Source organism: Lewinella sp. LCG006 (assembly GCF_040784935.1).
In the GTDB taxonomy this organism is placed as follows: Bacteria; Bacteroidota; Bacteroidia; order Chitinophagales; family Saprospiraceae; genus Lewinella.
Genome location: NZ_CP160680.1, coordinates 1,640,469 through 1,660,620 on the forward strand (window position 1 = coordinate 1,640,469; position 20,152 = coordinate 1,660,620).

The following is a 20,152-nucleotide window of genomic DNA, read 5'->3' on the forward strand; positions in this document are numbered from 1 at the left end:
ATACCCGTTACTAAGTGGTCTGGGACATTCTCACTTGTCCTTTTTTGCTCTGACTGCGTTAAAAAGCCTCGCCGAAGCTTAGGCTTCGCCTACGTTTTTCGCCTTGGCAGAGCAAAAAATGACGTTGCGATAATATTCCCAAACCACTTAGTGCCGGGTATAGTTCAAAGCGGGCATCTATCACAAAAGCTTCGTGGGCGTAAAGGCCCGACCGGAGTAGTTCAGGATTGGCCTTAAACTTTACCTCCATTTGCCTTTTCCTTTCCTCGTATTTCAAACGGATGTCTTCCAACACGCGCACGGGCAAACTACCAAACAGGCGGTAGGTCAGATGTACCGGGCGGTAGCCCAGGTTTTGGTGAGGGATCTTGGCATTTGGTTTTTGCATTATCATTAAATTAGCAATGGTCGAGTCGCTGTGCGGCGAATTCGGTACGGCTATGCGGCGAATCCCGTCATAATTCGCCGCACAGCGACTCAACCGAATATCTGATTATTGTAGTATTCGAAGACGAATACCAGGCAGATTTTTTTTGTTAATTTCAATCCAATGAAGCACGAAGAAGAAATATAAACAGCCTACTCCAACCCCGCAACTCCTACAACATATCCAAATACTTATTAGGCACCATATCGGTCAACCACACGCCGTTGGCCGATTGGTAGAAGTGATAGCCATCGCGGAACATAGCACCAGCGAAGACTTTGAAAATCATGGTATCCCCACGGCGATCTCCTACCTCGGTGGCCGTCTCCGTATCTTCCGAAAGGTGGACATGGTTGCGAGAACGGGGTTCAATACCCTTCAGCATAATGCTTTGGACAAAGCGCTCAGTGGTGCCGTGATAGAGAATTTTGGGTGGCTTGACGGGCTCTAATTCCAGATCAACCTTGACAGAATGGCCTTGGTTGGCGCGAATTTTAGTCTTGTCTTCGTTGAAAGTGTAGCGTTGCTTTTCATCGCTGGCCACAATGGCCTCCAGGATGGGGAGATCCATTTCCTTACCTTTGTCCATGGCTCCTTCGATGAGGTCATCGACATCGGCCCAGCCATTTTCATCTAGTTTGATGCCTACCACTTCGGGCTTGTGGCGCAGAATAAGGGATAAAAACTTACTTAGGCTCTTTAAATATTCCGGACTCATGCGTTGGGCTTTTTTATCGTCAAGGTTATGTCAGAGAATTTTTAAAAACTGGCTCATTAGTGGAAAAGCTTCCTCAACAAGCCTAACTTTGCTTCTATTACTGCAAACCTAAGAATAAAACTATGTTTAATCGTTTCTTTTTGCTTTTTTTCGTGGTCACTTTTGTCACCAGTTGTGGCCCTGAACCCAAATTCAGTAAGGAAAACCTCGCTGAACAGGAGCAAGCTTGGGCTCAAATGATGGAAGGCCACGATGTGGTGATGCCCCTTATGAATGACCTTTACCAAGCCTCTTCAAAACTCAAAGCACTCGCAGAAGACGCCATGGTCGAAGCCAGCGATTTCCATCCGCGCGCGCAAGAAGCACTAGCAAACATAGAGAAGGCAGAAGACGGTATGATGGCGTGGATGGGAAGCATCAAAGACAGCCCTATCGATTCGGTAAGAGCGCGTTATGAAGACCACGCCGCCGTAATGGCTTTCATCGACAAAGAGAAGACCGACATTGAGCAGGTAGCAGAGAACATGCAAGCCAGCCTTGCTACCGCCAAAGCGCTGATTCAGGAACGGACGGGGAATTAGGTGTTTGCCCGCTCCGTAGCTCTCCGTAGCTCTCCGTAGCACAGGGTTTAAAACCCTGTGCTACGGAGAGCTACGGAGAGCTACGGAGTATTAATAATTATCCAGACCTCCATCACACAAGCCTCCCAACCAATATGAAAATTACAACCCTACTTGGTATCATTGTTACCAGCCTAATACTCGTTGCTTGCAACTCTTCTGGCAACAACGAATTAAGGTATTATGGTTTTCACGAAACGGATCCCGAAACAGGGGATACCATCTATCATCAGATTCGTGATTTTTCTTTCCTTGATCAAGACAGCCAGGTCATCACCAATGCTTATTTTGATGACAAAATATATATCGCGGATTTCTTCTTCACTTCCTGCCCTACCATTTGCCCTAAGGTGAAAGCACAGATGCTACGCATTTTTGAAAAATACCAGGGAGACGACCGGGTAGCTCTACTATCCCATACAATTGACGTAAAAAGGGATACTGTGGGCAAACTCAAAAAGTACGCGCAAGGACTGGGAGCAGATACTCCCCAATGGCGATTCGTCACCGGTGACCGTGACTCGATTTACGCCATCAGCTATGACTATATTAGTACCGTACTCGAAGCACCCGAAGTACCCGGTGGTTTTGATCACTCAGGCTGGATATTGCTGATCGACAAAGATCGCCACTTACGCGCCTACGCGGATGGGACCAAGGAGGAGAAGGTAGATATTTTCCTGAAGCAAATTGACCAGCTCTTGGAGGAAGAGAAGAAAGAATAAGTTTTTCTTAGGATGAACTTCTTAGCCACCAGGCCTTACAGCTCTACGAGGTTGTTTTTCAGTGCAAAGACAACCAAGCCTGCCGTATTGCGAGTATTTGTTTTTTCTAGCAAACGGTTTCTGTAACCTTCGATAGTTCGGGAGCTCAGGAAAAGTTGTTCCCCTATTTCGACGTTTGTTTGCTCTTGACAAATTAAGGCCAATACCTCTAATTCTCTTGGCGAAAGCTTGACATTCCCTCTAAAGACTGGTTTAACTTTATTTTTTTTAATAAGCCCATTGATGACCACTTTAGAGACCCTCTCATTGAAATAAAACCCGTTTTCATAAGCAGATTGAACGGCGAGAATTACTTCTTCTGGCTCGGTGTCTTTAAGCAAATAGCCATTTGCTCCTAACTCCATCAAATGTTGAATAAAATGATCATCATCATACATGGAAAGAATGATGATTTTCACTTCAGGAAATGCTTCGTTTAATTTTTTTGTTGTCTGCATTCCATCCATTCCCTGCATTTCCAGATCTAACAGAACGACATCTACTTCAACGTTCTTCAACATCTCCAGCAGTTCAACACCATTGCTTGCCTGATGAACGATTTCAATGCTTTCGAATGTTTTCAAGATCGCAGCTAGCCCTTTTCTAAAGAGGACATGATCATCAACTAATGCAATGCTAATTTTTTTCATGTGTGAATATTATTAATCAATCTTTTGCCTATCAACGGTAAGTTCCATTTTGAAGCCATTCCCCGGACTAGTAACAATTGAGCACGCTGCGCCAATTACCTTGATTCTGCTGTCAATATTTCTCAAACCCAATCCTACGTAATTAGCTATTTCTTTTGGGTCAAGCCCTTTCCCATCGTCTGTAAACTGAAAACAAATGGCATTATCTTTTTCTTCTACCACTATTTCTATCGCTTTGGCGTTGGCGTGCTTGATCGAATTATTAATGAGCTCTTGGGCAATTCGATAAAGCGCTAATTCTTTTTTCAGAGGCATTCTCGTAGATAGCTCTTCTGCCACAAAATTTACTTCAATTAGATTGGCCGCATTTATCCTGGACACAAGTTCACCTAAAGCAACTATCAATCCAAAATTTTCCAATACCGAAGGCAGTAAATCCCGAGAAATAGATCTGACATTTTTAATGGTTTCCTCCAGTACCATCTTTGCTTCAGAGAGAGAGGCACTCGTGGCATTCCCTTCTCCACCGGTTCTAATTGCCTGGCCTAAATGTAACTTGGCGATAGACAACATTGCTCCCACTTCATCGTGCAAATCCTTAGCAATACGTTTTCTTTCAACTTCTTGTGACTGGATGGAGGCATCCAGTAAAGCCTGCTGGCGTTCTTGCTCCATCTTCTGCAAGACTTCATTCTGGCGAATCATCCTTTTTTGGTAAAAAACTACAAAAAGAATGATAACCAGAGAAAGACTAAGCACTAAAACTGCACTGACGACAAAGATTAAAACAATATCAGATTGATTTACCGGCACAGCAGACTTATTGAGTAGGTGATATACAAAATGATCAGAAAGACCGAGTGAATCGCCCAAATTCCTTCATGCAACTGGTTTGAGATTTCCAGGATAAAGTTACTAAATGTAAAAATGGACAGATTCCCCGCAAAATAAATCAAATGCCCAGAACTGAACCAAAACATCGCACTCTGCTCAATGTGCAAGACTTTTTTTTCCTTCAAGGTTTGGTAAAAAAACAACAAAGACAAAGACGTAAACACGGTACATTCCACCAGCAGCGGGTAAGTATTAAAGCTTTGCAAACCCTGAAAAAGGACCACATTTATTATTGCCAGCGTGAGAAATCCTACTATCCCCAATCGATAGATCCTTCGGCTAATAAGCCCTTGAAAAAACGAATAATAAATGGTAAACAATAAAGAAAATTCAACTACCGAATACAAATGAAGAATAGGCAAGTTGTTTATCTTGTTGCTAGCCAATACATTAGCAAACAGCTCTGTCATTGCGCCAAAGCCAAGTAAAAGGGCGAGAATCTTCATCTCTCGCCCCAATTCCTTGAATCGGACTACTGCGATAGTGAGCGGCAGTAATATTGAGAAAACCGCGCAATACGAGAGTAGGGAATAGATTTTCATTCCATAAATGGTAGCCCACTGTTAAGAATATTTGTATCTCCACAGTAAGAAGGACATGGTCTGGCAAAATCTACGATTACGCCCGTTTCTGGAAGTATATCATTACCGTTTGCATCCACCGCCACCAAGAATAGCTTTAAAGTATACTCTTTTTCGCTCTTCCCTTCCACTTCTTTCATCCCATAATACGCCCTTACCCCCACTGCTCCGTTTACATTTGTCACCTGCGCTATTTCATTTAAGGTAAAGCATTGTGCTTGGGTTTTACCAGGAAATAGCGTTCTCCAATTGGCCGTCCACTCCGCAGCTACCTGAAATGATATTTGTGGTGGAGTTGGTTGATTTCCCAGAGGAGTATTAGACGTAGAATTTTCCTTTTTGTCCATTAAGTTGAATTTTTAAGATGGAAGTTTTCCAAAGATATCCTATAGAAGTGTAGATTTTTAAAAAAAGAGGTGATTCGTCGGAAACAAACCACCTCCTTCTTTACTATCCCTCAATGCCATTGCTAGGAGCTGCTCCCATCAGTTTTTGACGAATCTGATCTGATGATGAGCCGCTGGGACGATCTCCCCTGATGACCAGTATTCCAACGGTATAAGCGCCAGCGTTATCACTGAAGTCTTCATCAAAAGCAAGAACACTAATCGTTCCAGCCTCATTTGCGACCCTCGACATCAAGCCTCCACTAACGGAACAAGGGTAGAAAAGGTTAGCGTTTTTTGCGGCAGTACTGTAGTAATCCAGTTTCCTGCCATTATCTTTTGTCCCATCAAGGAGGTAGTAATCTGAAGTGGCATAAACAACCCCTTTGCTTTTCGGCATACATACGATTAAGCCCCCTTCGTTTTTGGCATAATCGCCGGTACCGGGATCCCGACCGTAGGCATCTCGGCGTTTTTTCTCAATATCGGCATCGCCAACCGCATCGCCAATGGCTTTAACGGATTTATTCCAGGCTTCGACGAAAGGAGCAGCAGCACCATCCGTTGCAAACATCAAAGCATCTCCTGCTACGGCATTCGCTAATCCGACAATTGCTTTTACCATTGCCATATTCGTTTTGGCAAAGGAACAAATACCGTTCGTATAGTAAATAATGATTTCATCACCGGGAAGGACATTATCAATAGTCACTCCTGCTTCATCGTTGGCAGGAATAGAAACCCATAATTTGAAGCCTTCAATTTGTGCTCCAGAATCCAGGCTTGTAGGCAAGGTTAAGGTTGGGGTAATGGAAGTAGAACTCATGAATATTAGTTTTGAATGATTAAAAATCAAGTAACCCGAAGTTTCAATGAGTATCTTATTGCTGATGTGCACGGCCGATATTTACAGACAATAAACTAAATGTCATATTTGACTTCTGATTATAAAACAAAATTATATCAATCAACACTCCCCCATTAGCGTGAAAACACACTATTCCAAAATTGCGTATTTCTACGCATCTCTCTACTGACTCCCCGAATCACCTAAAAACAAAACGGCCGATCCTCCCACTCAGGAAGCATCGGCCACAACGAAAACCAGTGTCAAATTTTTATAAAACCTTGAGAGAGGTTCAGATGGAGCGCATTGGGGACGTTTTTTTGGGTGTTTATTTATCTTACAAGCCTTTTTTAAAAGCCGTTCCGCTTCCGTCTAAAAACAGACGGAAGCGAAAGCAGCGCGAAAATCAGCCATAAAAATCTTTAGCTCACCCTATGGTGGGCTTTTTTATTTGTACCAGACTTGTGTCTGCGTCTTTGTCTCTTTCTGACCGTGTAAAGATACACAAAAAAGTTAAAATATAATCAAATAGAAGATTATTTATCAAAAAAAAAGCCTATGTAATCAAATAAATTACAAAGCCGTTCCCCTTACGGAGAACGGCTTGTAACTAATCATAACTTTCGGTATTGCTGAAGGTCTTTTAGTTCCCCAGTGGCACCATTACGCCAAAGTTGAAACCGTAACCGGTATTGCGTACTTTTTCGTTGACGAAAGGAATGTCATACAGTTCGGAAAATCCGCGGTAGTAACGCGCATCCACAAAAGTTGTAATCGGACCAAAATCGTACTGAGCCCCCAGGGCTACCGTCGCTCCCACATCGAAGCGCTCGTAATTGATGTTATCCAGATTGAGGGGGATGCTACCTAAGTCAACTTCCAGCAAAACATTGGCGTAGGTATCTATTTGTCCACTGCTAGCGTAACTCAAGGTAGGGCCTGCGGCAACGTAAGCCTGTAATGCCTCCTGGCCAAATTTATACTTTGCCAACAGTGGGGCTTCTACATAACGAATCCGGGTTTCGGCACGACCATTAATGGGCAGATTTACGCCCAGCAATTCGGCATCAAACCCTTCTTTCAATCCAAAACCTTTGGTTGTATAGGCCAACTCTGGCTGAAAAGAAAAGCCACCAGCTACCGGAATTTCAACCACCAGGCCGACGTTGACCTCGTCTAGGTTGTGAAAATCAGGTGCAAGGGCATCTAAGCCTTCTGTTGTGTAAACATTATTAAGTTGATAACCTACTCGGGCACCTACACTTACTTGTGCTTGTACAGCAATGGTCGTTAGTAACAGCAGGGTAGCGAAAAATAATTTTGTGTTAGACAGCATGATGATGTTTTTTGGTTCTCTGAAGTAAAAGCGTGCAGCCGGAGGAACTTTGCTAGCGAGCTCCATCCGGCCAACCACGCTGTTTTTGTATGAATGCTTATATAACGGCAAGTTGAAGGGCCTAGTGGTTAAGTGATGTTAGCGATACGTTAGGAGAATCGTAAAAAATGGACCACAATTAGATGGGTAGTCAAAAGGCGTTAAAAAGAAAGAATTGATGTTAAATAACTTTATACATTTACAGCAATGAATTTTGCCGATCTCAAATCTCCTCCGCCAAGTCCTCTTGTTTTGCTAGATGATCAGCAATGGGAAGACCGGGATGTGCAGCTTTACATCAAACGAGACGACCTACTCGCCCCCCAGCCCAACGACCCTTTCTGTGGCAACAAGTGGCGTAAACTTCAATACAATTTACTTCGAGCCAAAGACGAGGGTTTTGAAAAGCTCCTCACCTTTGGCGGTGCGTATAGCAACCATTTGGCAGCAGTGGCCAGCGCAGGACGCCATCTAGGTTTTGCTACCCTAGGTATGGTCAGGGGAGATAAAGTAGAAAATCCCACACTGGCACTCGCCCAACAAAACGGCATGGAACTCCACTTTGTGGATCGTACGACTTACCGACTGAAGGGAGAATCCGAATATCTACGCCAATTAGAAGACCGCTTCGGCAAGGTCTATATCCTCCCCGAGGGAGGAACCAATCCCCTCGCCTACCCTGGCTGTGCCGCCCTGGCAGAAGAGATCATCGCCCAGTGTACTGAGCCCCCAACGCATCTGGCTCTTGCTTGCGGCACGGGCGGCACCCTCACCGGACTACTTAGCGGACTCCCCGACCTAAATCCCCCTGAAGTCATAGGCATCAGTGCACTAAAAGGAAATTTTATGGCGGGAGAAATCCAACAGCAGTTAACCGAATTAGCGCTAAATACGACGAAATGGGAGGTTCATTCCAACTACCACCACGGAGGCTACGCGCGGCAAAGCCCAGCGCTTATGGCTTTTATCCAAACCTTCTATCAGCGACATGGAATTTTATTGGAGCCAGTTTACACGGGCAAGCTCTTCTTTGCACTTTATGCCTTGCTGGCCCAGGGCTACTTCCCAGCCGGAAGCCGGGTGGTGGGGATACATACGGGGGGCTTACAATCTTTTGGGTGTGCTGTTTAAAAAAGCCCGTCTAAACTAAATGCCTACACATGCAGTCCGCTGATTCTGGTTCAACCGAAGAAGTAATCCATTCTTCAAAAGTTCAAAATTTACAAAGCCTAGCTCATTGACCAGTCCCCGATCTACTTCATCAAAAGCAGGTATTCCTTTTTCGTATATAACTTTAGAGGAGCCTATACCTCTTAATCGGATTTTCTCCCAAAAGGTGTAAGCTCCTCCAAAATAGGCCAGGTCTCTTTTGAGTAACTGCCCGTCTGCTTGTAGTCTAATAACGCGCACGGCTAGTTTACCGGCGTCATTGTATACCCCGCTTTACGGAGCAGGGCAATCACCCCTTCATCGCCAGCTAGGTGACCAGCGCCGACGGCGAAGAATACGGTTTCTTCCGACATCAACGCTTCCATTACCGGAATCCACTTACGATTACGCTTCAGGAGAAGCAACTCTTCGTAACCACCAATACCTGCTGGATCATCGCTCATCATCGACTGCATACCGACAATATCCTGGGTCGTGTACAACTCGATCATTCGATCGATAGCATTGGTTTCCTCCTCTTCTTCCCCTCCTTGTTCACTGCGGATGGTTTCCAATAACATCTTTGCTTGAGCAGTATAGGGAATACTGTCGAACAAGCTCATTTGAAACTCAGCCGTTTCCAATCCTACGATTGGCTTTTCCGCAGCTTTGGCTCTTTCGGTCAGCTCAAGTTCGTAGCTTTTCATGCCATCGCCCCCCATCATGCTCATAGGATTTCCGCCGGACTTCATGTCCTTCATATCTTCTCCAGCAAGGATGGTCAGGAACATGGGTTTGATTTTCCCCATAAACATCATCGGCATACCCATTTCTTCAAAGTGGGTAGAGACGATTTCATACTCTTCTTCTGGTAACAAATCTGCGAGCGTCGTATCATTATTCATGTACATTTTGCTCAGGAGGCCCATCATGGCCGCCGGGTTGGTCATCTCTTCGGTATCGATCTCAAAGGCGACCCGAGTACTTTTATCAAAGGCAGCTTCGGTGGCTTCCGTCAGAAAGTAGTCTTCTGCAGGAATCATGTGAATAGTACCATATAGATAACTGGGGGCAGCGAGGCCTTTGCCAGAAATTTCCCAAAGGAGTTTATTTTCTTCCTTGGTGGGTGTAAACGGGTTTTCGACTGGTTGAGCAAACAATGCTACGCCCAAAAAGACTAAAACTTCAAGTAGTAACCAGCGCAAAAATATTTTCATTTTATCTTATTTTAGAAAATTGGTATTTTGAGGAAGCACGAAAGTGTTATTGCTTGTGATACCCTATTGGTATTCCAAACATTGGTTTTATTACAATAGTTGTTTTCTTTTTTATTCCCGTAAGGATTGATAGATCGCCGTATGGATGCGCGGACGAATATTTCCTGTATAAAGTCCTCGGTTCTTACGTGTTGGATAAACCCGGTTACTCAGAAAAATGAAAAGTAGTTTCGTTTCTGGATCCGCCCAAACAAAGGTGCCAGTATATCCGGCATGACCAAAACTAGCATTCGAAGCAGCCTCCGCTACCGAACTTTTTTCAGCATCGTACGCTAATAATGGCTTATCAAAACCTAAGCCCCGGTGATTACCCTCCGCAGCGAAATGCCGATTGGTAAAAGTATCAAGTGCGCTTTGTTCAATAAATCTTTGCCCGGCATAGCTCCCCCCGTCAAGGTACATTTGCATTATTTTTGCTAAATCATAAGCGTTTGCAAAGAGGCCTGCATTGGCTGAAACGCCACCCATCATCGCCGCACCTTCATCGTGGACATAACCATGCAACAGCTCCATCCGGAAAAAGCTGTCTCGTTCGGTAGGAATGATCCGGTCTTTGGAAAAATAGCGCGAAGGATTGAAGCCCAATGTATAAGCCCCCAGAGGACGGTAGAAAGTATTTTGCAAATATTCCTCATAAGGAACACCTGCTTTCATGGTAATGATGTCTGGCAAGAGATAAAACAACAAGCCCGAGTAGAGATATTTAGCCTCCTCCTCAAGGGGAGATTTCAGAATGGCCTTCATCATCTGATCGCGATAGTGACTATGCTGCCAGAGTTGATTCGTCAGATAAAGAGGAAACCGATCGGAAGAATCGCGCGCCAGGGTTTTTCTTCGGAAGCGATAATCATTGATGCGCTCGGGGTCACGTGCTTTCGACCAGGGATATTTCCCGTTCCCACGCAAAGTGCCCTGCCAGTAGGGTATCCAAGGGCGCAGACGCGCCTGGTGGGAAAGCATCGTCCTGAAATCAAGGTCTGCTTTATTGCTCCTACGAGCAGCAGGGTAATAAGCTTGTAAGGGTGCATCAAGATCAAATGCTCCTTCTCCGTACCATTTCATTAATGCCGGCAGCGCCGAGGTAATTTTTGAAACGGAGGCTAAATCGTATAAATCAGTACGCTGTACAGGTTGTTCTTTTGCGTCGGTATGGTAACCGAATACTTCGTGATAGACAACCGTTCCTTCACGTGCTACCAACACTTGTGCACCTGGAAAAGCGTGATGCGCCAAACCATCGTTGATAATCGCAGAAATACTATCCGCCAACAATTGAGCATCCATTTCCAGGAGCGCTGGAGGTGAAAAAGTCATACGGCCATTGGCCATCAAAAGTTCACCACTTCCTTTAGGAATGTGTTCACTCAGTGCTTCCTTGGTGCGATTATCAACCCCGATTCCTCCGAAAATGAGTTGAGCCGCCAGTGACTGTGCCCAAGGGCCACGCTCTTCACTCAGTATCCCTGAGCTGATATTCGAATCCATCAAGGCCTCTACCAATTCTCCTTTTCCAAAAAGTAAAAAAACAACTGGCACCTCAGAACTAAAGAGAAGCCTTGAAAAATCAAAACCCGACTCCGCAGCTCCATCTACATCCATGGCGATGATAAAAACATTACCGACCGTTGTTGGCTTTATAGGTTGTGGCCATTCTACTCGCCAGGGACCTTTGGTTTGCCAGATCAGTTTCCCGGTAGGGGTATAGGCATTTAGCGTATTGTACAACTCTTTATCCTCCTCTATCCCTATGCTCAACAAAACCGGCCTCAAAGTATCCAAGTCATTCAAAGGCAATGTTTTGGACTCATTTTTCAAAACAACAAGCCCGGTGCGTGCACGGTCATAAGCTTCCAAATCATTGTTGGGCAACTGCGCCGACAGCGAAAGATGAAACAACATGAACAACACAACAAACACCTGTGCGATCATTAAACGACTATAAATTTTCTGCCTCATTTGTACTATTTTTCCTTCTCTTAGATTTATTGGTCACAAATAATTATTGACTATTCTTTACCTTGCTTCGCCCAAGAACAATCATAACCCCAACGTTACCCATGTTACGAATTTCGCTCCCCATCTTTTTAATTATCCTCTGCTACATTACCCTTTCCGCTCAGAAAACTGTTCCTCGTAAACTCGTCTCTCATTTGACAGAAAACGTAGCGAACTCCGAAGTTTTCCAACAAGGCTTTACAGGTTTTGCCCTTTTTGATCCCGAAGAACGTCAGGTGATTTATCAATACCAGGCCGACAAATATTTCACGCCTGCTTCCAACACCAAGATACTCACTTTTTTTGCAGCACAGACCCTGCTACGCGGAGAATGGCCCGTAATTCATTACCAGGAACGTGGCGATACCCTTATGCTTTGGGGCACTGGCTATCCACTCTTACTTCACCCTGATTTTGTTGGTTATGATACGCTATCAAAATGGCTACAACTGCGTAAAGAGAACACCTGGATTATCGCCAACGGACACTATCAGGATGAACGCTATGGTGAGGGTTGGTCGTGGGACGATTACCCCTACGGCTATCAGATGGAAAAAGCTGCACTACCTGTATACGGTAACGCCGCCCATTTTTCAAAAACGGGCCACCTCGCCCCCATAAAGGTGATCCCGGAGTACTTTCAAGACAAGCTGGTTTACGAAAACACCAGCACTATCAGCAGGTACGAAGATCGCAACATTTTCACTTTTAATGACCGGGCCTTACGAGTAGAAAAGCTCGACCGAAGCATTGGCTTTCATTATGATTTACCTCTCGTAGCCAAGCTTTTACAAGATACCTTTAAGCGGACAGTGCTTTACAGTATGGATATGCTGCCGAGGGCTTTTCGGCGCAAGACGCTTACTGCTCCTATTCCAGACACTGTTTTCCAACAATTCATGCAGGACAGCGACAACTTCTTGGCCGAACAGCTCCTACAGATAACCAGTGCTCAGCGCTATGGATATATCAATAGTTCCCGCATACTTGCTTATGTACGGGACACGCTTTTAGCGAAAGCTCCACAACCTTTTGACTGGGTCGACGGTTCCGGATTATCGCGCTACAATCAGTTTACGCCTTTGAGCGTCGTTACGGTATTGGATCAGTTGCTTACTCAAGTCAACCGGGAAAAGCTCCTCCAGTTTTTCCCTGCCGGCGGCGTTTCCGGAACCATTGAAGGATGGTATAAAGGGTCTGACAACAAAGCTTTTGTTTATGCCAAAACGGGCACTTTACGCCATATCCACTGCCTCAGTGGCTATCTTCTTGCCGAAAATGGAAAGACCTATATTTTTAGTTTCATGCACAACAATTATCCGGGTAAAGTAAATTCACTAAAAAGGGAAATGCAGGAGATCCTCAGTTGGTTACGAATTAACCTGGAATAGGTGATAATTTGTATCTTTAATGAGTATACCAACCTAAATAACTATGACTGCACCTAAACTTGAAATACCAACTGATCCCCTAGATCATTTCTTAACAGGAATAGCAATACTCTGTATTTTACTAATGCTGGGTCTCAATTTGTATTATTACGAACTTATCCCAGAGCGTATCCCCACTCACTTCAATGCCACTGGAAAACCTGATGGTTATGGTGGTAAAATCACGCTTTGGATTCTTTTTGGCGTAAGTGTTCTAGCCTCTGGTATTCTATACTTCACTGGTCGCAATCCTCACTTAGGCAACTATACGATTCCTATTACCGAAGAAAATGCACCTCGCCAGTACCAAAACATGCAACGCATGAACCGTACCCTCACCGCTGTACTCTGCCTGTGTTTTGCTTATATCCAATATGGTATTATCCAGACAGCGCTGGGCCACCAAGACGGTTTAGGTCTATGGTTTTTACTGCTTTTCCTCAGTTTGATCTTTGGTATTATTACTTACTTTCTCTACCGTGCCAAGGTTTTGGAATAATAGACTTGTTCTGCTGGGATCATTTCGGGGGCAAATCGCGCCTTATCTTCCCACACTGCGCCTTTTTTAAGTCGCTTAGCTACGGCTAGGCTCCTCAAAAAAGGCTTCGTGTGGTCGATAATGCATCAATTTTCCCACCAAACTGACCCAGCATAACAAGTCTAATAGTATTGCGCCAGGGAGGAAATGCTGATAAAGAAAGATGCACTTAAACTAGCGCAAATGGATATTCATCAACAATTGCTAAAAAAGCATTCTAAAGAAAACACCCGGTTGATTACGGAATATATTGGCAGCGACCCTGAGCGTTATGCCATCTTGATGCGTATTTTCAAAAGCGACGGCTGGGTGGCCGTCCAACGAGGAGCATGGGTGGTAAGCGAAGTGGGCATGAGACACCCTCAACTATTAATCCCCCATCTTGATGATCTTATCAGTGCTATTGAAACTCCTCCCCACCCTGCGATAGCGCGCAATGGTTTAAAAGTTATTGCCGAGTCCAAGGTCCCCCTCACAGAAGAACAAGAAGGAAGAATCGTACAACTTTCCTTCGAGTTATTGGCAGACCCTCAGGTGCCCGTTGCCATCCATGTTTATGCCATGCAATGCATTGCTAACCTTTTACCCTACTATCCTGATCTAGCCATTGAATTGAAAACGATGATTGAAGAAGGGATGGAGCACGGTAGCCCGGGCTATCGCAGTAGAGCTAGGAAAATTCTAAAGCAGATTGCTAAACTCAAAATTTAGCTAGACTAAGGGGTCGGCGAATAATAAGATACCCATTTCAGGCTAGCGATTTTGGTGCAGAGCACCGTCCTATCTAAAGCAAATAATATTGTATCATAAAAAAGGTGCAGCGCACCGTGCTATATTTCCCAACCTTCAATAAAACCAACCATTGAAAGTAGATAATCCGGCTGAATATAGTACGGTGCGCTGCACCTCGCCATAAAACCCTAAAAGATGGCTATAGAGACAAGCGGTACGCTGTACCTTTCATGCTTAGGGCTATATCAAATGGGGAAGTTATTCTTCGCCGACGCTTAAGCTATTCTTTTCCTTTTCGTACTAAAACAGCGCGCTGCTGCACCTTCACTTGGTAGCTGTTCACCGGAGGTATTTCTTCTCCTTCGAGGATGGTATCGCCCGTAGTTCGGACGGGGGCTAATGGCCCGGAGATAATTTCGTAAATCAATTGCCCTTCCTGCTCCTCCAATGTAGACAGGAGGAGATTGCCCATCACTTCAAACCGACTGTACAGCTTTCCATTGATCAGATAATCATCCAGAAGGATACTGTTTTCTTCGTCGGTAACGTAGTGGCCTTTTTCCGCATCGATGGTTTCCAAAAAGTAGGGGCGTGTATTTTCGGGGGTATCTTCACCGTAGACGATCGTAAAAGAATAGCGATCCTCTTCTTGTGGTAAGATCCGGAGGATCATTGGCAAACGTTGTACTTCGCCGGCACTGGTGCTGATCACTAAATCGCCCGTCCACTCTCCTGCCCAGTTGCCTGGGAAACTCAGACTATCCTGCTGACTAAAAAGGGAAGCACAGTTGATCAACAAGCAGATTAACAAGGTGTAATTTTTCATTGCCCACTAAATCAATTAATCTAATTTACCTGCCAAAACACAGGTATGTTTCTCCTTCAGGGTATCTCCTTCGGTAGTAAATATTTCGGCCACCAGGATATAAATACCAATCCGGGCTTTCTGCTCGTCGTCCGTCGTTCCATCCCAAAGAAAGCTACCTGTACCTGCTAAGAGTTCCAAGTCTTCCAGTTGACGAACCAACCGCCCCTGGGCATCAAAAATAAGGATGCGTGCCAGGTAGCCAGCTTTATCCGTACTGTACTGTATCTCCAACACATCCTGAAAGCCATCTTCATCCGGTGAAAAGGTTTTCTCAGGAAGTACAAAAAAGTCTTCCGCAGGAGGGATGACCGACTGACGATCCTGGCTGTTTCTCCCCGTGGGGGTTCCATATCCAACCGTAGACGCAGCCGAAGCCCAGTTGCCTTCACTTTGAGTAATCGCTTCGGCCCTTAGTCGTTCTAAACTGACGCCATTCCGATCGCTCAAAAGACGAGAGTGCCAATCTTCGGTGTAATTGAGTGCGTCCAAAAGAACGAAGCTACTGTTGTAAACACTGATGTTGCCTTCATCGTCGCCCATTGATGGCAGGCTATTTGCTACCAAAGCCGCTGGTTGAGGCACCGTGTATTCTTGAAGAATATTAGCAGGATCTGGAGTGAATACAACGTACGCTCCTGGCAGTAATACCGTATTACTTTCCACGATAGTGCCGAGTGTACCGGAGGTAATTGCTTCGTTGCGTAAGCGCAAACCTTGAAGGTTGAGGATTTTATTACCTGGATTGTAAAGTTCCAGAAAATCAACGCCCCCAGTATTGGGGTTAAACAAAACTTCATTGATAATGAGGTCTCCTGGTTCAGGGCTCACGGTTAACCCTACTTGTACGGAAGAAGTCGTCGTTGTTTCATTACCGATACAGTCCTTAAGTCCGCTGAGCGCGCTGATCTCATAAACCGTATTTTCCGCCAAGGAACTACTCAAAAACAAGCGCACCGATTGACGATCGGGTTCCAACAATGCTGCTCCTACGGCGATGTTGGGAGTGATCGTAAAAAAGTCGGTCAAGTCGATACCACTATCCAGGACATCATCGAAGCGAACGACAATTTCCATGGTATTGGGCGCAAAGGCGGTAAGCAATACTGGCGGAACATTTTCCAACACGGCTCCACTGACCGAGTTTTCTTGCCCGGGGGTACCCCCAGCAAGTGCCAGGCTCGCCGTCCAGTTACCTGGACAATCATTCGGCAAGGTTAGATCAATCAATTCCATGGCGTACCCACCTTCGGCTCGCAAAGGATCCTGGTACCATGAAGCATCGTAGGTTAGGCTCACCAATAGATTACCCTCCGCATCCGTAAGGATCAGCTCATCTCCACCATTGGTGAGTGCGGGGAAAGAGCTGAGCGTAGCCACCGCACCGAAAGCAGTCAATGCCGAGGCCGCATCCTGGTCACACAGGATGACGTACGTATCGGGAAGCATAACAAAAGGATCAATTGTACGGGGTGTGCTGCCTGTACTCAAGCCTAGATTGGCCAATGACAAAACCTTATTACTGGCATTGTACAACTCGATGTATTCAAAATCAGGTAGCCCTACGGGCGGCGTAGGATCTGGAAAAATTTCGGTAATCAGCAAATCTCCTGGTGCTGGAACTTCAGGTAAAAGAAATTCAAAACTCAGCTCCTGATTTGGGTTTACGTTACCTGCCAGGTCTTCGGCATCAGTCAGGCTCAGGGTATAAGTGGTGAGGTTACTCAAGTTATTGCTAAATGTCAGCAATAGGCGGGTACGGTCTCCGTTGAGGAAGCTTACGCTTTGTGCGGTTCCGATGCCGTTGTTCAAGCTGTAGTTGGTCGATACTTCTCCACTGGCTTGCGCTAAGGGTTCATTGTACTGGACGATGATGGTATTTGCAGATTGTGCACTCACGCTTTGTGCAATGGGAGCTTCGTTGTCAACGACAATTGGGTCAATGACTACATTGTCAAAAAAGAAAGCCATATTTCGAGTACTGGTGTACTGACAACCAAAGCCAAAATACAAACCGCTGGTGTAGGTATTATCGGTTACCATGCCTTGAGGGTCATAATTTTCACCACCAAAATAATCAGCTTCGAGCGCCCATTCTCCAGCAGTGCTCCTTTCGATTACGACACTCAGGTTGACGGGATCACTAGCTACTGCTCCGCTCGTACCAGCGAGTAAAAGCACCTCACCATTCTCATCCTTACGGTAAAGCTCCAGCGCATCGTCAGCGCCAGAAATCCCCCCCACTTTCAAAAAGTATCCACGCCAGGCATTGCCATTTGTAGGTGGCTGGTCGGCAGCGAGCACAATGGTAGCAAAATTACTGGTTGAAGGAGCAAAGGCACAACGTACATTGAACGACCAGCTGGTACTAGCCGCGGTGCTGGTTGGCACCAGGGTAAACAGTGCGGAAGTATTGTTGGATGCGGGTGCCGTATTACTCAACTGTAGCTCACCAGCCGTGACGGTGAAGACATCGGTATCTCCTTGCCAATAAGCGGCGAGGCTTCCCGTTGAAAAATCATCGGTGAATTGAGCGGCGAGCGACAAGCTCAGCCCTTGTAAAATGCAGAAAAAAATAGCAGCTTTCATTTTCCAAAAGTAGCGAAAAAGCATGATTGCCTTTATCTTTACCCTCTTAATTTAATATTAAGAACATTCACCCCTGTTTTATCACCGCAAAAAAAGATTTTAGCATGAGAGTTGCCGTTGTTGGAGTTACTGGTTTGGTAGGAAATGTAATGTGTCGTGTTCTGGAAGAGCGAAACTTTCCCATTAGTGAATTTTTACCGGTAGCCTCTGCCCGTTCGGTAGGTAAGACGGTTCATTTTCGTGGACAAGACCATACTGTCATCGGGATGGAAGAAGCAGTAGCGGCAAAACCAGACATTGCATTATTCTCAGCCGGAGGAAGCACTTCATTGGAGTGGGCTCCTAAATTTGCAGCAGTAGGCTGTACCGTTATCGACAACTCTTCGGCCTGGCGAATGGATCCTGATAAAAAGCTCATCGTACCAGAAGTAAACGCTGCTACCCTCACTGATGCTGATAAAATCATCGCCAACCCCAACTGTTCTACCATTCAAATGGTGGTAGCACTTACCGGCATTCAGGAACGCTATGGTATTCGCAGATTGGTGATCTCTACTTATCAATCTTTTACTGGCACGGGTGTCAAAGCTGTTAAGCAATACGAAACAGAGCGAGATGGAGGAACGATGGCAAAAGAAGAAATGGCTTATCACTATCCGATCTTCGAAAATTGCCTTCCGCACTGTGATGTCTTTTTAGACAATGATTACACCAAGGAGGAGATGAAACTGGTACACGAAACGCGCAAAATTCTTGGCGACGATAGTATTGGTATCACTGCCACCGCTGTGCGGGTACCCGTTCATGGTGGCCACTCTGAGTCGATCAATGTAGAACTGCGCAAGGCTTTCGAACTGGAGGATGTAAAAGCAATTTTAGCGGCTACCCCAGGACTGATCATCCAAGACGACCTGGCTAAGAATCGCTATCCAATGCCACTGTTCGCTAAAAACAAAGACGAGGTATTTGTAGGCCGTATCCGCCGCGACGAATCCATCGAGAATGGTCTCAACCTATGGGTGGTAGCCGATAACCTCCGTAAGGGTGCGGCGACCAATGCAGTGCAGATTGCGGAGTATTTGGTGGAGAAAGGGGCTTTTGCAAACAAAACAACTACCGTCGGGTAACACTACCCCTCCAAAACTGCTTCACAAATTTCTTTGACCAATGTTGGTCCGGCATAAACTAGTCCGGAATACACCTGTACCAGGCAGGCACCAGCGGCTAGTTTTTCTACGGCATCTTGCCCGCTAGCGATCCCGCCTACACCAATGATGGGTAACGCGCCACCGGAATGGTCTGCTAAATAGCGGATGACTTCAGTGGCGCGTTCACGCAGTGGTGCCCCACTCAAGCCGCCATTACCAATCTCGTTGACGGTAGTGTTGGATGTTGCTAATCCCTCCCGGCTGATAGTGGTGTTGGTCGCTATGATTCCTGCTAGCTGGGTCGTTTTAGCGATCTCTAAAATATCATCCAACTGGCCATCGGTCAAATCAGGAGCTATTTTTAGAAGGATAGGCTTTGGTGTAATTTGTTGCTGATTGCGCTGCTGCAAGGTACTCAACAGCTTGGTCAGTGGTTCCTTCTCCTGCAAGTCGCGTAAGTTGGGCGTATTGGGGCTACTCACATTGACCACAAAATAATCTACATAAGGGAAAAGTTTTTCAAAACAGATCAGGTAGTCATCGGTCGCTTGCTCATTGGGTGTATCCTTGTTCTTTCCGATATTGCCACCAATCACGACTCCTTCCGGACGACCTCTTTTCAAGCGCTCCACTAAGGCATCAACGCCTTCATTATTAAAGCCCATTCGGTTGATTAAAGCACCATCCTTGGGTAAGCGAAAAAGGCGTGGTTGGGGATTACCGCCCTGCGGGCGAGGCGTGACCGTCCCGATCTCGATAAAGCCAAACCCCAGGTTACTCATCGCGTGGAAATATCGGCCGTCTTTATCAAACCCGGCAGCGAGGCCTACTGGATTGGGAAAATCTATCCCAAAGCACTGCCGTTGCAAGCGGTGATCTGCTAACCGGTATTGGCTGCGCATAATCGTAGCAACACCGGGAATCCTTAAACTTAGCTCCAGCAACTTCACCGTTAAGTGGTGGGCCTGTTCTGGACTTAAACGAAAAAGTAACGGCTTAAGTAGCTTGGTATACAGCATAAAACGATAAGTATTGGCCAAAAAAAAGCTAGACAGGTGTTACCTCTGTCTAGCCATAATCATAATCCCAAAAACTATTCTTGAACGGCATAAATGCCGGAATAATGCAATTAGTAGGTAGTCAAAGAAGATAGCAAGAAATGGTCTT

Annotated in this window: 20 protein-coding genes; 8 read left to right on the forward strand and 12 right to left on the reverse strand. The window is 45.5% G+C overall.

Annotated features, from left to right (window positions below):
• Positions 1-58: 58 nt before the first annotated feature.
• Together AB0L18_RS05480 and AB0L18_RS05485 are read right to left on the reverse strand one after the other, a co-directional pair.
• Positions 59-388 carry a hypothetical protein gene (locus AB0L18_RS05480; protein ID WP_367391572.1) on the reverse strand — a complete coding sequence of 110 codons (330 nt, stop codon included), beginning with the start codon at positions 386-388 and terminating at the stop codon, positions 59-61.
• A 211-nt stretch (positions 389-599) separates the two neighbouring features.
• Positions 600-1,145: an RNA 2'-phosphotransferase gene (locus AB0L18_RS05485; RefSeq protein WP_367391573.1), complete on the reverse strand. Its 546-nt coding sequence runs from the start codon at positions 1,143-1,145 to the stop codon at positions 600-602.
• 122 nt (positions 1,146-1,267) lie between these two features.
• On the opposite strand from AB0L18_RS05485, the gene AB0L18_RS05490 reads away from it, so the two are divergent.
• A complete protein-coding gene (locus AB0L18_RS05490; protein WP_367391574.1) occupies positions 1,268-1,726 on the forward strand; it encodes a hypothetical protein in 459 nt (152 codons plus the stop codon).
• Positions 1,727-1,860: 134 nt separating this feature from the next.
• Complete coding sequence (locus tag AB0L18_RS05495; RefSeq protein ID WP_367391575.1) at positions 1,861-2,490, forward strand: SCO family protein; 630 nt, start codon at positions 1,861-1,863, stop codon at positions 2,488-2,490.
• A gap of 35 nt (positions 2,491-2,525) precedes the next feature.
• Here the strand turns inward: AB0L18_RS05495 and AB0L18_RS05500 are convergent, their stop codons facing one another.
• Both AB0L18_RS05500 and AB0L18_RS05505 read right to left on the reverse strand, forming a co-directional pair.
• A complete protein-coding gene (locus AB0L18_RS05500; protein ID WP_367391576.1) occupies positions 2,526-3,179 on the reverse strand; it encodes a response regulator in 654 nt (217 codons plus the stop codon).
• 12 nt (positions 3,180-3,191) lie between these two features.
• Positions 3,192-3,992, reverse strand: coding sequence for a sensor histidine kinase (locus AB0L18_RS05505; RefSeq protein WP_367391577.1), 801 nt, complete (start codon positions 3,990-3,992; stop codon positions 3,192-3,194).
• Positions 3,993-4,135: 143 nt separating this feature from the next.
• Here AB0L18_RS05505 and AB0L18_RS05510 point away from each other — a divergent pair, with 143 nt between their 5' ends.
• On the forward strand, positions 4,136-4,396 hold the full coding sequence (locus AB0L18_RS05510) for a hypothetical protein (RefSeq protein WP_367391578.1): 261 nt from the start codon (positions 4,136-4,138) through the stop codon (positions 4,394-4,396).
• Between the two features lie 215 nt (positions 4,397-4,611).
• On the opposite strand, the gene AB0L18_RS05515 is transcribed toward AB0L18_RS05510, so the two are convergent.
• From AB0L18_RS05515 to AB0L18_RS05525, 3 genes are all read right to left on the reverse strand, one after another.
• A complete protein-coding gene (locus AB0L18_RS05515; protein WP_367391579.1) occupies positions 4,612-5,001 on the reverse strand; it encodes a hypothetical protein in 390 nt (129 codons plus the stop codon).
• Positions 5,002-5,104: 103 nt separating this feature from the next.
• The gene (locus AB0L18_RS05520; RefSeq protein ID WP_367391580.1) at positions 5,105-5,866 is read right to left on the reverse strand and encodes a hypothetical protein; all 762 of its coding nucleotides are present in this window, start codon (positions 5,864-5,866) and stop codon (positions 5,105-5,107) included.
• A 664-nt stretch (positions 5,867-6,530) separates the two neighbouring features.
• Positions 6,531-7,223: a porin family protein gene (locus tag AB0L18_RS05525; RefSeq protein ID WP_367391581.1), complete on the reverse strand. Its 693-nt coding sequence runs from the start codon at positions 7,221-7,223 to the stop codon at positions 6,531-6,533.
• A 246-nt stretch (positions 7,224-7,469) separates the two neighbouring features.
• Here AB0L18_RS05525 and AB0L18_RS05530 point away from each other — a divergent pair, with 246 nt between their 5' ends.
• The gene (locus AB0L18_RS05530) at positions 7,470-8,393 is read left to right on the forward strand and encodes a 1-aminocyclopropane-1-carboxylate deaminase/D-cysteine desulfhydrase (RefSeq protein WP_367391582.1); all 924 of its coding nucleotides are present in this window, start codon (positions 7,470-7,472) and stop codon (positions 8,391-8,393) included.
• 281 nt (positions 8,394-8,674) lie between these two features.
• On the opposite strand, the gene AB0L18_RS05535 is transcribed toward AB0L18_RS05530, so the two are convergent.
• Positions 8,675-9,628 carry a TraB/GumN family protein gene (locus AB0L18_RS05535; RefSeq protein ID WP_367391583.1) on the reverse strand — a complete coding sequence of 318 codons (954 nt, stop codon included), beginning with the start codon at positions 9,626-9,628 and terminating at the stop codon, positions 8,675-8,677.
• A 111-nt stretch (positions 9,629-9,739) separates the two neighbouring features.
• Complete coding sequence (locus AB0L18_RS05540; RefSeq protein ID WP_367391584.1) at positions 9,740-11,644, reverse strand: serine hydrolase domain-containing protein; 1,905 nt, start codon at positions 11,642-11,644, stop codon at positions 9,740-9,742.
• A gap of 101 nt (positions 11,645-11,745) precedes the next feature.
• Here AB0L18_RS05540 and AB0L18_RS05545 point away from each other — a divergent pair, with 101 nt between their 5' ends.
• From AB0L18_RS05545 to AB0L18_RS05555, 3 genes are all read left to right on the forward strand, one after another.
• Positions 11,746-13,074, forward strand: coding sequence for a D-alanyl-D-alanine carboxypeptidase/D-alanyl-D-alanine-endopeptidase (locus AB0L18_RS05545; RefSeq protein ID WP_367391585.1), 1,329 nt, complete (start codon positions 11,746-11,748; stop codon positions 13,072-13,074).
• Between the two features lie 124 nt (positions 13,075-13,198).
• Positions 13,199-13,612: a DUF1648 domain-containing protein gene (locus AB0L18_RS05550; RefSeq protein WP_367391586.1), complete on the forward strand. Its 414-nt coding sequence runs from the start codon at positions 13,199-13,201 to the stop codon at positions 13,610-13,612.
• A 222-nt stretch (positions 13,613-13,834) separates the two neighbouring features.
• A complete protein-coding gene (locus tag AB0L18_RS05555) occupies positions 13,835-14,362 on the forward strand; it encodes a hypothetical protein (protein ID WP_367391587.1) in 528 nt (175 codons plus the stop codon).
• 301 nt (positions 14,363-14,663) lie between these two features.
• On the opposite strand, the gene AB0L18_RS05560 is transcribed toward AB0L18_RS05555, so the two are convergent.
• On the reverse strand, positions 14,664-15,209 hold the full coding sequence (locus tag AB0L18_RS05560; RefSeq protein ID WP_367391588.1) for a hypothetical protein: 546 nt from the start codon (positions 15,207-15,209) through the stop codon (positions 14,664-14,666).
• Between the two features lie 15 nt (positions 15,210-15,224).
• Positions 15,225-17,837, reverse strand: coding sequence for a lamin tail domain-containing protein (locus AB0L18_RS05565; RefSeq protein WP_367391589.1), 2,613 nt, complete (start codon positions 17,835-17,837; stop codon positions 15,225-15,227).
• Positions 17,838-17,941: 104 nt separating this feature from the next.
• Here AB0L18_RS05565 and AB0L18_RS05570 point away from each other — a divergent pair, with 104 nt between their 5' ends.
• Positions 17,942-18,964 carry an aspartate-semialdehyde dehydrogenase gene (locus AB0L18_RS05570; protein WP_367391590.1) on the forward strand — a complete coding sequence of 341 codons (1,023 nt, stop codon included), beginning with the start codon at positions 17,942-17,944 and terminating at the stop codon, positions 18,962-18,964.
• Between the two features lie 2 nt (positions 18,965-18,966).
• Here the strand turns inward: AB0L18_RS05570 and AB0L18_RS05575 are convergent, their stop codons facing one another.
• Positions 18,967-20,001, reverse strand: coding sequence for a quinone-dependent dihydroorotate dehydrogenase (locus tag AB0L18_RS05575; RefSeq protein WP_367393134.1), 1,035 nt, complete (start codon positions 19,999-20,001; stop codon positions 18,967-18,969).
• Between the last annotated feature and the right edge of the window lie 151 nt (positions 20,002-20,152).